This window comes from Parasphingorhabdus sp. (assembly GCF_036963705.1).
Lineage (GTDB): Bacteria > Pseudomonadota > Alphaproteobacteria > Sphingomonadales > Sphingomonadaceae > Parasphingorhabdus.
In genome coordinates this window covers 1-12,655 of the sequence record NZ_JBALUT010000019.1, presented here as the reverse complement: position 1 = coordinate 12,655, position 12,655 = coordinate 1, and the positions used below count along the sequence as shown (strand labels likewise).

Here is a 12,655-nt window from a genome sequence, read left to right as displayed (position 1 = left end):
TCGTCCTAGCGACCAGCGATACCGTGCCAGATGATGCGCGCGGCGCTGGCCGGAGTATATAGATCGGCAGCCAGTTGCCCGGTCCTAACATCGCGGACCATCAGTCTGCAAAGGATAGAGAGCGGTCGTCCGCTTCTGTCAAAATCGACGCGCTTCTGCGCCTTGACTATCTCCGAGCAGCGATCGAAGGCCGACGACCGCATATTTGCGTCTGAGCAATGCCGGGCAAAGTCCCACAATGCCCAAGCCCGGGCCTGTTCTGCCTGACCTTTGGTCAATGGCTTCGCACCCGCTAGTCCAAAATCGAAAAATCCGGGACCACGGGCTGATGCATAGGTTTGAAACTGACGATCATCCCACGGAAAATCGTCGAGCATCACTTCCCATCCATCGAGCAGAGCCAACAGCGGCTTGAGGTCTTCCCCTCCGGTTTCGAGCAGATTGATATATTCGACCAGCGGTTCGCCAATCGGCCTCTCGGCCACTGGCTTGGTTAAAATATCCCGCCACCAGGTTAACCGCATCTGTCCAATCAATATTTCCGACGTTGAACGGACTATTTCCGCGAATCGCGCGTCGAGGGCAAATAACAGCGCATAACGAGCACGATCGGTTGATTTTGCATAGGCAACAATCAATCTTTGGAGCGGTTCCAGTTCTTTCAGCACATCATTCATGTTGCAGCGGTCGCCAGTTTTCCTAGTAAAATCAAGGTAAAGATCGCTTTAACCAAAGCCATTGGCCAGCCGCTAACCCTTTTCTCGCTATCTAACACCCTGAATTGAAATCCACATGCGTGATCCGTTTGCGCATTGATCGGGGGCCCGGGGTACATGATTGACAAGAACGAGATGAAATCGCGAAAATCATTTATGCAAAAATTGCTGTCGGACACCGCTGGTAATACGATTGCGATGATGGGTGCAGCCTTGCTGCCGCTTACTGCGATGATCGGCGGCGGCGTCGACGCAAGCCGTACCTATATGGTCAAGGCGCGTTTGCAGCAGGCCTGTGATGCTGGCGTTCTCGCCGGCCGTAAAGCGGTCGGTGACGGCACGTTTGACCAACAAGCCAATGATCGTGCGGCGGCTCTGTTCAACGCCAACTTCCCGCAAAACTACCAAAATAGCAAGGATACAAGCTTCGTAGCCTCATCACCCAATGCCGGTGGTTTGGTCGAAGGCGTCGCCACGACCAAGTTGCCAACTGTTGTCATGAAGGTCTTCGGTTTTGACTCCATCTCGCTATCGGCAAAATGCAATGCGCTACTGACCATCAGTAACGCCGATGTCACGATGGTATTGGATACCACTGGATCGATGGATAATAATGTCTCCACCGGCAATGGTGGCACGACGACCAGAATACGTGCCCTGCGCACTGCAATGGTTGATTTTTACGATATATTGGCAACGGCATCGGCCAGTTCACAGGCGCGCATCAGGTACGGAATGGTACCCTATTCCGGCACGGTAAATGTCGGTCGGCTTTTGCTGGCCAACGACCCCGGCAATGACATGATTGTCGGCCAGGCCACTGGCGAGACGGCTACTTATCAATCGCGACGGGCTGTTTATCAGGTAGACGGTCCGGTATCTACTTCCACGACCACGGAAGTTTTTGCCGAAGATGATAATGATCCGGCGCTACTGACCAGTTCCAATTGCAACAAATATGCTAACAACGATAATTTCCGCTATTATCGCGTAGATCGGAACAACGGCAACATAACCACTCCCGACCGCAGTAGCACCGACGGCCAGGCTAGAGATTATACTGCAGGTCCAAATCCCAAAGTGACTGGCAACATTACCAGAACCTATTCGCTGCAAAGCTGGTCAGGATCGTCAGCCACCAGAGATGGACAGACGATCAAGACTTGTACGCGTAAGGTAACTACCACTCAGCCCACTAGAGTTGAGTCCTATGATGGTACCCGATCAGGTGCGACATTCGACCGCTGGGAATATGACAATCTTACCTGGCCGGTCCAGGCTTATGTTTCATCGATAGACAATGGTACCAGGGTTCCCATTCCGTCCAACACGGTTGGTGACAGTGCGCGAACCAGATGGGAAGGTTGTATTGAAGAACGCAAAACCGTAGCTGATGCAACTTTCTCATACAATGGTCCGTTGGGCAGAATCGTATCAACAAACGCATCCGATCTAAATATCGATGCGGCGCCAAACAGCAATGACACACGTTGGCGTCCATACTGGCCCGAAGTGAGCTATGCTCGCTGGGCGTACTCCAGCGGAGCGTGGCGCTACACCAACAATGTGGCCACTAACGGCGGCAGTGTGCAAACTGCCTGCCCCCAGCCAGCGCGCCTGTTGGGAGAAATGACACGAAGTGCGTTCGTAACCTATTCAGATGCGCTCAATGCCAATGGCGGAACCTATCACGATATCGGTGCGATGTGGGGTGCTCGATTGAGTTCACCGGACGGAATCTTTTCGGCCAATGTGAACCAGCCCGCTCCCAATAACGGTTTTGTAAGTCGTCATATTATCTTTATGACCGATGGCATATTGGACCCGGGCCCTGTCTATTACAGCGCCTATGGCGTGGATATTCACGATCGCCGCGTCAGTAATGACGGGAGCGATGCGCAGCTGGTCTCACGTCACACTTCGCGCTTCAACGCGATCTGTGCTGCCATTAGAGCCAAGGGCATTCGTCTCTGGGTCGTGGCCTTCGCGACCAATCTCAATGATGACCTGAGAAACTGCGCAAGCCCGAACAGCGCTTTCGTCTCGACAAATGCGGCGCAGCTAAATCAGAATTTCGCTGAGATTGCGGCATCGATTGCAGATTTGAGGCTGACCGAATGATATATAAAATTTCAAAACGCGTGACGCGTGACGAGGAGGGTGCAACCTTGGTTGAGTTTGCGATCATTGCACCCGTGTTCTTCATGCTGCTGATGGGGATATTTGATTTCGGGCATATCACATATGTCAAATCGATCCTGAACGGCGCAGTGCAAGAAGCATCGCGAAATTCGGCCCTGGAAAATGCTGCGCTTGCTGGCAACACCGACATCATCGACGATAAAGTCCGGACGTCTATACAAAATCTGGCTAACAGCATCGAACGTGACGATATTGAAATCGAGCGCGCCAGCTATTTCAGCTTCGATGACGTCAACCGGCCCGAGGCCTTCACCGACAGTAACGGCGACTCAGACTGCAACAATAATGAAGTGTTTGAGGACGAAAACGCCAACGGCCAATGGGATGCAGATATTGGTGAGGAAGGGCTTGGTGGCGCGCGCGATGTCGTGGTCTACAATGTTGCGGTAACCTATGATCGGCTGTTTCCGTTATATCGGCTGATGGGCATGCCCCAATCTATCAAACTGACAGCATCTACTGTGCTTCAAAACCAGCCTTATGCTCAACAAGCCGATCAGTCCCCCGTGACGCCCGGCAACTGCATCTAAGGATATATGGCAATGGAAAATATAAAAATGCCGGTACGGAAAAAGGGCGCGATGTCAGGAATGCTGAAGCGCCTGATGAAGGATCGGACCGGCCTTGCGCTAACCGAATTCGCATTCAGCCTGCCAATATTCATGGGACTTGGTTTCTTTGGACTGGAAATTTCCAACTTGGCAATCATCAATATGCAGTTGAGCCAAACCGCACTTAACCTGGCTGATAACGCCTCGCGCCTGGGACAGACCAACAATGGTCTCGTGGCACCGACAATCACAGAATCAGATATCATGCGGTCATTTCGAGGCACTGCATTGCAGAGTGATAATATCAAGCTTCTGTCGCGCGGCCGGGTCATATTGTCCAGCCTGGAACTGGATGGCAACAACAATCAGTTGATCCGGTGGCAGCGTTGCAAGGGAATACTTGCTGCCACGCCAGCATATGGCGGACAGGGTACCAACGGAACCAGCGACGTCAACTTTACCGGTATGGGCCAGGATGGCTCAGAGGTTGCGGCCGTCTTCGGAACCGCGATCATGTTCGTGGAACTCGAATATGAATTTGAAGGAATGTTTGGCGATCTGTTTGTAGAACCGCGCGTCATCCGTCAGGAAGCCGCCTTCAACATCCGCGATGATCGCAATCTAGCGGCAGGTCTAGCCAATGACGGCGGCCCGAGGGCGCTGTGCACCACCTATAACGATACCTTCTAAACACAGCCAACTACCGATAGCAGACCTTCTTCACCGCCGTGATGATCCGCGCGCTGTCGAGCAGCGCTGCTTTCTCAAGATTGGCTGCATAAGGCAGTGGCACATCTTCGTTGGTCACCCGCATGACCGGTGCGTCCAGATCGTCGAAGCCCTGTTCCATGCAGACAGCGATGATTTCACTAGCTATTGAGCAGGTTGGCCACCCTTCCTCTGCAACCACCATACGATTGGTTTTTGCGAGGCTTTTCAGCACAGTCTCGGTGTCGAGCGGTCGCAAGGTGCGGAGATCGATAACCTCGGCTTCAATCCCCTCGCCCGCCAGCTTGTCAGCCGCTTCGAGCGCCAGACCAACACCAATCGAATAGCTGACAATTGTGACATCACTGCCTTCGCGCATGATCCGCGCCTTGCCGATCGGAAGCGTATAATCGTCGATTTCTGGTATTTCGAATGAGCGTCCGTAGAGCAGTTCATTTTCCAGGAACACGACCGGATCGGGTGACTGGATCGCCGCTTTCAGCAAACCTTTGGCATCGGCAGCATCATAAGGCGCAATTACGATCAGGCCGGGAACCGCTGCGTACCACGGGCCGTAATTCTGACTATGCTGAGCACCAACGCGCGAAGCCGCGCCATTGGGACCGCGAAACACGATCGGGCAGCGCATCTGGCCGCCGGACATATAATTGGTCTTGGCCGCCGAGTTGATGATCTGGTCGATCGCCTGCATCGCGAAATTGAAGGTCATGAATTCGACTATCGGCTTCAATCCGCCCATCGCCGCGCCAGCGCCAATGCCGGCAAAACCATGTTCGGTGATCGGTGTATCAATCACCCGCTTCGCACCAAATTCTTCGAGCAGGCCCTGGGTGACCTTGTAGGCGCCCTGATATTCGGCGACTTCTTCGCCCATCACAAAGACGGTCTCGTCCTTGCGCATTTCTTCCGCCATCGCGTCGCGCAAAGCTTCCCGCACCGTCAGCGAAACCATCTCGGTACCCGCAGGCACCGATGGATCTTCGGCTCGCGAAATCGGCGCTGGCGGCGCGGCTTTTGTGATTTCTGGGGCCGCAGAGTCGTCGGGTTCAGGCTCGGCTTCGGCCTTGGCAGTGGTAGCCGGTTCCTCGGTCGTCGCCGGGGAGGCCTCTTCATCTTCGCCGGCCATTTCGGCAATTACCGTTCCGACTGCGACGGCATCTGTTCCCGCCGCGACCATTATTTTGGTGATCACGCCTTCGTCAATGGCTTCGAATTCCATCGTTGCCTTGTCGGTTTCAATCTCCGCGAGAATATCGCCGGAGCTGACTTCGTCGCCTTCCTTGACGAACCATTTGGCCAATGTGCCTTCTTCCATGGTCGGCGACAGGGCGGGCATTTTGAGTTGGATAGCCATCAATATTGCTCCACCAGAACGTTTGTATAAAGTTCGGACATTTCCGGTTCGGGTGAACTTTCGGCAAAGTCTGCGGCTTCTATCACTGTTTTGCGGACCTTCTTGTCCAATGCTTTCAGATCCTCTTCGGTCACGCCCTCTTTAAGCAAGGTCGCTTTCAGCCGTTCGATCGGATCGGACTTCTCGCGCACATCCTGAACCTCGTCGCGGCTGCGATATTTGGCCGGGTCGGACATCGAGTGGCCGCGATAGCGATAGGTTTTAAGCTCCATCAATACCGGACCGCCGCCGCTCCGCACGTCCTTCAAAACTTCTTCCACCGCACCGCGAACCGCCAGCACATCCATGCCGTCGACCTGGACGCCGGGGATGCGGAAGCTTTCACCGCGCCGGTAGAGCTGGTCTTCAGCAGAGGAGCGGTTGACGCTCGTGCCCATGGCATATTGGTTATTCTCGATCACGAAGATCACCGGCAGCTGCCAGAGTTCCGCCATATTGAAGCTTTCGTAGACCTGGCCCTGATTGGAAGCCCCGTCACCGAAATAGGCCAGACAGACGCCGCCGTCCTCTTTATATTTATGGGCAAAGGCCAGACCGGTGCCGAGCGAGACCTGGGCGCCCACGATACCATGGCCGCCATAGAAGCCATGGTCGACCGAGAACATGTGCATCGAACCGCCCTTGCCTTTCGAAATGCCCGAGGCGCGGCCGGTAAGCTCTGCCATCACGATATTCGGATCAATACCGCAAGCCAGCATATGACCATGATCGCGATAGCCGGTAATGACGCTATCCTTGCCGGGATTGATCGCAGATTGCAGACCGGTAACCACCGCTTCCTGGCCGATATAAAGATGGCAGAAACCACCGATCAGGCCGAGGCCATATAGTTGGCCGGCTTTCTCCTCAAACCGCCGGATAAGCAGCATTTGTTCGTAGAAATCGAGCATCTCTGCTTTGGTCGCGCTGTAAATCGGCGCTTTCAATCCACCCGTGGAAAGCACGGCAGGCCTTGTTTCGGTTTTGGCGCTCTTTGGCGCGACGGATTTCTTGACTGAAGTGGTTTTCCGGGGAGATTTTGCCACGCGAGCGGGATCCTTTTTTTGACGAAGGAATAGCATAGCCAAAACTGCTGCGTTACCCAAGTACTTAGACTCGCTGACCGGTTAAATAATTGGTAGGACAGACTGAAACAGCCGAAGCCTATTTCAATGGAACAATGATCTCGTCGGGATGGACCACGTTTAATTTCTTGCGCATCAGTTCACTGATCAGGTCAGGATCAGCACCGCGTGGATCGAGCAGTCGCACCCGATTGCCCAAAGCATCGCGTTCTGCTTCCAGCTTCGCCAGTTCGATTCCGCGCGTCTCCAGCTTGGCTTGATATTCGCCCCATGCCAAAACCCCGGTCGGTCCGATTACCGCATAGCCGGCGATGGCAAGCAGAGTCATCAACGCAAAGCCCGGCCCGAGGGCCGCTCTTATCAAACCGGTAATTTTTTCGCGTTGCGCCATAGAACAGTCTTGAATCAGAAAAGTGATTCGCTGGCAAGAGGGTTAATATTTAAATCGGACAAAGGACGCCCAGCCGCCTCATAAAAACGAGGAAACAGCGTTTAACTGAAAATGGAACGCCCGGCGTAACGTGCGACGCTTCCCAATTCTTCCTCGATCCGGATCAGCTGGTTATATTTTGCCAGCCGGTCCGACCGCGCCAGGCTTCCGGTCTTGATCTGACCGCAATTTGTCGCGACCGCGAGATCGGCGATGGTGCTATCTTCGGTTTCACCGGAGCGATGCGACATGACCGCTGTATAAGAAGCATTTTGCGCCATCCGTACCGCAGCCAATGTTTCCGAAAGTGTTCCGATCTGGTTGACCTTCACCAGCAGCGAATTGGCAAGGCCGTCGGCGATGCCCATCGACAGACGCTCCGGGTTGGTCACGAACAGATCGTCACCGACCAGTTGCACCGTATCGCCCACCGCATCCGTGATCAGCTTCCAGCCTTCAAAATCATCTTCCGACATCCCGTCTTCGATCGACTTGATCGGATAGTCCTTGCAAAGCGCGGCGAGATAGTCGGACATCTCTGCCGGGCTGAGCACCTTGCCCTCACCGGAGATATGATATTTGCCGTCCCGGAAAAATTCGGTTGCCGCACAATCCAGCGCAAGCACGACTTCGTCGCCAATCTTGAACCCGGCTTTTTCAACCGAAGCCATGATGAAGTCGAGCGCTTCACGGGTAGAGCCGAGATTTGGTGCAAAGCCACCTTCGTCGCCAACCGCAGTGGCCAGTCCTTTTTCGGACAGGCCTTTTTTGAGCGTGTGGAAAATTTCCGACCCCCAGCGAACCGCTTCCGAGAGGCTGTCAGCCCCGACCGGCATCACCATGAATTCCTGGAAATCGATCGGATTGTCGGCATGCTCACCGCCGTTGATGATGTTCATCATCGGCACCGGCAGGACATGAGCCGAAACCCCGCCGACATAACGATAGAGCGGCAAACCGCGAGCGTCTGCTGCAGCCTTTGCCACGGCCAGACTGACGCCCAGGATCGCATTGGCACCCAGTCTTGCTTTATTGGGCGTGCCATCAAGGGCGATCATCACAGCATCCAGTTCTTCCTGGTCTTCTGCATCCAGATCGGTCAGCGCATCCTTGATCTCGCCATTGACTGCATCAATAGCCTTGAGAACGCCCTTGCCGAGATACTTGCTCTTGTCACCATCGCGCAATTCAACCGCTTCATATGCACCGGTTGAGGCACCGGACGGAACGGCTGCCCGGCCAAAACTGCCATCCTCGAGCAGAATATCGACCTCTACGGTCGGGTTGCCACGACTATCGAGAATTTGACGGGCATGAAGGTCGATTATTGCGGTCATGAAAATGCTCCGAGTGAAGTAAAACAATTGCCATGCCCTTAGAGCCACGGCGGGCTTCTTGCAATCTATTGCACTAGATTTATCCGTGCTTTGCCCCTTGATAACATGGCAAATCATCCCATTTCTTTTATGAGGGAACTTCAAATGGAACAATTCCCATTTGCTGTGCGTTGGCAAGGGACAAACGAAGAAGGATTATTGATCATGGCAGAAGTCAAGAAACCAGCCGGGAAGACAAATACCAAGACTGCGGCAAAAAAACCTGCAGCGAAAAAAGACACATCTGAAAAGCGCACGACAAAGGCGCAAAAGGCAGCTCCATTGAAGGCCGGTGCGACCAAGGCAGCGGCTTCAAAAGCGAGCTCGACGGGTGATTTCAAGGAACGTGCGATGACCAAAGCCAAATCGGCGGCCACCGCGGGCAAGGAACACACCGGCAATGCGATCGAAAATCTGAGCAAGATGATCGAGGATAGCGCGAAAACCATCGACGACAATGTCGGCGAGAAATACGGCAACTATGCCCGTTCAGCAGCAGACTCGGTCTCCGCCTTCGCTGAAAAGCTCAACGGCAAGGAAGTTGACGAGATGGTCGAAGACGCACGCGACTTTGTCCGGAAAAGTCCGGCAGTGGCGATTGGCGCAGCGGCCGTTGTCGGGTTTTTGATCTCTCGCCTGGTCAAATCAGGGATGGATGATCGCGACGCATGAGTGTAACCTGCCGTCACCATATTAGCAGGTGACGGATGTTGCAGAACAAGGATATTCCAGTTTTGGATGACGAGCGACTTTCCGAGGAAACAGCAAACAACGCCGAGCACGAAGCGCGAGCCGCGTCCGACGCCAGGACTCTGACGTCGCAGGTCAACGAGTTGATCGAGGACGTTCGGGTTCTGGCTCGCGCGGAAGTCGAATATTATCGCACCAAATTGTCGGTCAATCTGGCCGCGACCAAACGTGTCCTGTTGCTGTTCGGGGTTGCGGTGGTGGTAGGAATCATGGCAATCATCGCTCTTATTCTGGGAATGTTGCTTGTTCTCTCGGAATATTTTGGCCCGTTGGCGGCGACCGGTATCGTCGCCGGGTCAGCGCTTCTCGTTGCTTCGGTAACGATGAGCATGGCGATAATAAGGGCAAGAAAACTGCCACTGGATGAAAATAATTCGTGAGAATGATGATGTCGAGAACCAATGATGAAATATTCAGCCTGCGCAGCCTGGCGATGAACCGGGCCGAAGCGCGCAGGAATCTGAAACTCGACACAGCAGCAACGCGAGAGCGACTGAAACCGTCCAACCTCGTGGCCGAAGCCAAAAGCAAAGCCGCTGACCGGGTCGGCGACGCCGGGCGCAAAGCCACCAAAGGTCTGAAGGCTCATCCGGCTATCACCGCGACGGTCGCGGCCACCGCTGCATTGATCGCGATGCGCAGGCCGATCGCCAGACTTATCGCCAACCAGAAGAAATCCCCGTCGGATCAAATCGAGGAATAGAATATGAGCAAATTAACCGACAATATCGACAAAGCCCGCGCGGCATCCCGTGAACGGTTTGAAACCGCCAGAGAAATTGCCAGCGAAAGCTCCATCGTCGCCCGCGAAAAAATGTCCGAAAGCAAAGCCCGTGCAGCAGCCTTGCTCGGCGAAGGCCGTGAAATAGCGGCTGAACGCGTTGCCGCCACCAAAGACGTCGCCAAAAAAGCGGCGGCCAAGTCCGAAGAAACCATCACCAACAGCCCGCTGACGATTGTCGCCGCTGGCGCCGCACTGGGCGTTCTGATCGGAGTCATGCTGCCGAAAAGCAAAGCCGAAGGTAAATATGTGGGCGGCGCTGGGCGCAAGATCAACGAAACCGCCAAGACCGCCTATCAGGCAGCCAAAGACGCAAGCCGCGACCAGATCAGCGAATTGGGTCTGAGCAATGACAATATGCGCGACCAGTTTAAAGATATGTTTGGCAAAGCGATCGAGGCTGCTAAGACCGCGATGGCCGCAGCACAAAGCGCGGTAAAAGAAGAAAATCAGGGCAAAAAATGAGCGAACAACGCAGCAAAATTCATCTGGTCATGGGCGGACGGGTCAAGGATCCGCGCGGCGTCGAATTTGTCAATCTCGACAAAATGGATCTGGTCGGGGTGTATCCCGACTATGACGAAGCCGAGGACGCCTGGCGTTCAAAGGCCCAGCAAACCGTGGACGATGCCGAGATGAAATATGTTGTCGTCCATTTGCACAAGCTGCTCGAGCCGGACGTACCGCTCGAAGACTAGACGCTGCGAAAGCGCCACTCCAGTAGCGGTCTGGTCAGCACCAGACCGGTTACAAATCCGCCAATATGGGCGAAAATCGCGATACCTTGGAGATTACCGCTGGTGGCCAGACCGACCATCAGCTGGATGCCGATCCACGCCAGCGTCAGCCAGACGATACGGACAATATGGCCCGGGATCGGCCCGACCGGATCGACCTTGTTACGCGCGAATAGCAATGCATAAGCCCCCAAAATCGCGGAAATAGCGCCGCTGGCGCCGACCATCGGAATCATTGATCCGGTATCGACTGCAAATTGCGCGATCGCCGCCGCATAAGCACCGACGACATAAAGCAGCGCCATCAGCTGAGGCCCCAGCGCCTGTTCGACAAAGCGGCCGCAGAATAGCAACATCAGCATGTTGAAGCTGATGTGCAGCAGTCCGCTGTGCAAAAAGGCCGAAGACAGTGGCGTCAGCCAGGCCGGCACCAGCCAGCCATAAGCGGATGTATCGATAAATTCGCCGCTCAACCGGATCGGGAACATCCCGCCGCGCAGTAACGCATCCTGCTCCCAGCCAAAAATCCAGATCACCAGGAAGATCAAGACATTGGCAATGATCAGTCCGTTGGTGAGTTTTCCGGCCGGCATGTTCATCGGTTTAGATGAACTCGATTTTTTCAAGCAGGAAATATTTGTCGCCAGAGGGCACCGTCACTTCGATGTCGTCGCCGACACTGCGGCCGATCAAGGCGCGGCCAATCGGTGAATTATAGCTGATCTTGCCAGCCTTGGCATCGGCTTCGGCCTGACCGACCAGCTGGTATTTCACCGCTTTTTCGTTCTCGTCGCGCAAGGTCAGCGTCGCACCGAATACAGCCTTATCACCGGACAAGGTCGTCGGATCGATGATCTGGGCGCGGGAGAGCTTGTCTTCGAGGTCGCCAATCGTCGCCTCGACCTGGCCCTGACGTTCCTTGGCTGCGTGATATTCGGCATTTTCCGACAGATCGCCATGGGCACGCGCGGTTTCGATCGCGTCGACGATGATCGGACGCTCCAATTTCAGCGCCTTGAGTTCGGCTTCCATTTTTACATGGCCTTCGGCGAGCATTGGTACTTTTTCAACAGCCATTAGATTGGCCTTTCCTTACTGATAGGCTGCCGATTTCTGCCGTGCAGCGTCAAAAACAGATTTCCGGCGCCCCGCTTTCGAAGGGCGCCCGCAGTTTGACAAAATGTCGGAAAATTAAGTCTGCGAAGCCTTATAATAGGACTGTAGCGCACGAACTTCAAGAGTCTCATCGCGCAGAGCCGCAATCGCCTGCATCACCGCATCGCTTGAAGTGGCGGTTGTGTAGATCGGAATTTTTCCGACCAGCGCCGCGGCGCGGATCGATTTGGAATCTTTCAGCGACTGCCAGCCCTCGGTGGTGTTGAAGATCATGCTGACATCACCGTCCTTGATCCGGTCGACGATATGCGGACGCCCTTCGGCGACCTTGTTGACCTTCTCGACCTTGATCCCCTGTTCGGTCAGAAAGGCCGCGGTGCCGGACGTGGCGATAAGCTTGAAACCAAGTTTCTCCGCCAGACGGGCGGCCGGTTCGATCACCTTCTTGTCGGTTTCCTTGACCGAGATGAAGATCGTCCCGCTATCCGGCAAGATGATGCTCGCGCCAAGTTGCGATTTGGCAAAGGCTATCGGGAAATTCTGGTCGATACCCATGACTTCACCGGTGGACTTCATTTCCGGTGACAGGACCGGATCGACACCGGGGAAGCGGTTGAACGGGAATACCGCTTCTTTCACCGCGGTATAGTCGATATGCCGGTTGATCACGGGCAGATCTTTCAATTTCTCTCCGGCCATCACGCGCGAGGCGATCTTGGCGATCGGTATGCCAATCGCCTTGGCGACGAACGGCACCGTCCGGCTGGCGCGGGGATTGACCTCGATCAG

General features: G+C 54.7%; 16 protein-coding genes. 8 read left to right on the top strand and 8 right to left on the bottom strand.

The window, feature by feature from the left end; genetic code table 11:
• Window positions 1-5: 5 nt before the first annotated feature.
• Complete coding sequence (locus tag V7680_RS06575; protein ID WP_335652491.1) at window positions 6-677, bottom strand: hypothetical protein; 672 nt, start codon at window positions 675-677, stop codon at window positions 6-8.
• A 195-nt stretch (window positions 678-872) separates the two neighbouring features.
• Between V7680_RS06575 and V7680_RS06570 the strand changes: the two genes are divergently transcribed.
• Genes V7680_RS06570 through V7680_RS06560 form a run of 3 tightly spaced genes read left to right on the top strand, consistent with a single transcriptional unit; the run spans window position 873 to window position 4,159 of the window.
• Entirely contained in the window at window positions 873-2,837 is a 1,965-nt protein-coding gene (locus tag V7680_RS06570) for a Tad domain-containing protein (RefSeq protein ID WP_335652490.1), read from the top strand.
• A complete protein-coding gene (locus V7680_RS06565) occupies window positions 2,834-3,448 on the top strand; it encodes a TadE/TadG family type IV pilus assembly protein (RefSeq protein WP_335652489.1) in 615 nt (204 codons plus the stop codon). The genes V7680_RS06570 and V7680_RS06565 overlap by 4 nt, the downstream gene beginning before the upstream one ends.
• A 12-nt stretch (window positions 3,449-3,460) precedes the next feature.
• Complete coding sequence (locus V7680_RS06560; RefSeq protein ID WP_335652488.1) at window positions 3,461-4,159, top strand: TadE/TadG family type IV pilus assembly protein; 699 nt, start codon at window positions 3,461-3,463, stop codon at window positions 4,157-4,159.
• A gap of 10 nt (window positions 4,160-4,169) precedes the next feature.
• Here the strand turns inward: V7680_RS06560 and V7680_RS06555 are convergent, their stop codons facing one another.
• From V7680_RS06555 to eno, 4 genes are all read right to left on the bottom strand, one after another.
• The gene (locus V7680_RS06555; protein WP_335652487.1) at window positions 4,170-5,552 is read right to left on the bottom strand and encodes a pyruvate dehydrogenase complex E1 component subunit beta; all 1,383 of its coding nucleotides are present in this window, start codon (window positions 5,550-5,552) and stop codon (window positions 4,170-4,172) included.
• Window positions 5,552-6,637, bottom strand: a complete 1,086-nt coding sequence (gene pdhA / locus V7680_RS06550; RefSeq protein WP_335652486.1) for a pyruvate dehydrogenase (acetyl-transferring) E1 component subunit alpha — start codon at window positions 6,635-6,637, stop codon at window positions 5,552-5,554. Before pdhA ends, V7680_RS06555 begins: the two co-directional genes overlap by 1 nt.
• A 118-nt stretch (window positions 6,638-6,755) precedes the next feature.
• Window positions 6,756-7,067 (bottom strand): FtsB family cell division protein, encoded by a 312-nt coding sequence (locus V7680_RS06545; protein WP_335652485.1) that lies wholly within the window; start codon window positions 7,065-7,067, stop codon window positions 6,756-6,758.
• 101 nt (window positions 7,068-7,168) lie between these two features.
• Complete coding sequence (gene eno, locus V7680_RS06540; RefSeq protein ID WP_335652484.1) at window positions 7,169-8,443, bottom strand: phosphopyruvate hydratase; 1,275 nt, start codon at window positions 8,441-8,443, stop codon at window positions 7,169-7,171.
• Between the two features lie 144 nt (window positions 8,444-8,587).
• Between eno and V7680_RS06535 the strand changes: the two genes are divergently transcribed.
• The 5 genes from V7680_RS06535 to V7680_RS06515 are packed head-to-tail and all read left to right on the top strand — an operon-like array spanning window position 8,588 to window position 10,711.
• Entirely contained in the window at window positions 8,588-9,154 is a 567-nt protein-coding gene (locus V7680_RS06535) for a hypothetical protein (protein ID WP_335652483.1), read from the top strand.
• A 35-nt stretch (window positions 9,155-9,189) separates the two neighbouring features.
• Window positions 9,190-9,612, top strand: a complete 423-nt coding sequence (locus V7680_RS06530) for a phage holin family protein (RefSeq protein ID WP_335652482.1) — start codon at window positions 9,190-9,192, stop codon at window positions 9,610-9,612.
• A gap of 2 nt (window positions 9,613-9,614) precedes the next feature.
• Window positions 9,615-9,935: a hypothetical protein gene (locus V7680_RS06525; RefSeq protein WP_335652481.1), complete on the top strand. Its 321-nt coding sequence runs from the start codon at window positions 9,615-9,617 to the stop codon at window positions 9,933-9,935.
• A 3-nt stretch (window positions 9,936-9,938) separates the two neighbouring features.
• Window positions 9,939-10,478 (top strand): hypothetical protein, encoded by a 540-nt coding sequence (locus V7680_RS06520; RefSeq protein WP_335652480.1) that lies wholly within the window; start codon window positions 9,939-9,941, stop codon window positions 10,476-10,478.
• Window positions 10,475-10,711, top strand: coding sequence for a DUF4170 domain-containing protein (locus tag V7680_RS06515; protein ID WP_335652479.1), 237 nt, complete (start codon window positions 10,475-10,477; stop codon window positions 10,709-10,711). Before V7680_RS06520 ends, V7680_RS06515 begins: the two co-directional genes overlap by 4 nt.
• Here the strand turns inward: V7680_RS06515 and V7680_RS06510 are convergent.
• The 3 genes from V7680_RS06510 to V7680_RS06500 form a co-directional block, all read right to left on the bottom strand.
• Window positions 10,708-11,349: a rhomboid family intramembrane serine protease gene (locus V7680_RS06510; protein WP_335652478.1), complete on the bottom strand. Its 642-nt coding sequence runs from the start codon at window positions 11,347-11,349 to the stop codon at window positions 10,708-10,710. The two genes, V7680_RS06515 and V7680_RS06510, sit on opposite strands and share 4 nt — an antisense overlap.
• 4 nt (window positions 11,350-11,353) lie before the next feature.
• Window positions 11,354-11,827 carry a transcription elongation factor GreA gene (gene greA / locus V7680_RS06505; protein WP_335652477.1) on the bottom strand — a complete coding sequence of 158 codons (474 nt, stop codon included), beginning with the start codon at window positions 11,825-11,827 and terminating at the stop codon, window positions 11,354-11,356.
• Window positions 11,828-11,941: 114 nt separating this feature from the next.
• On the bottom strand, window positions 11,942-12,655 hold a 714-nt coding region (locus V7680_RS06500; protein WP_442954983.1), incomplete at its 5' end, for an ATP-binding protein.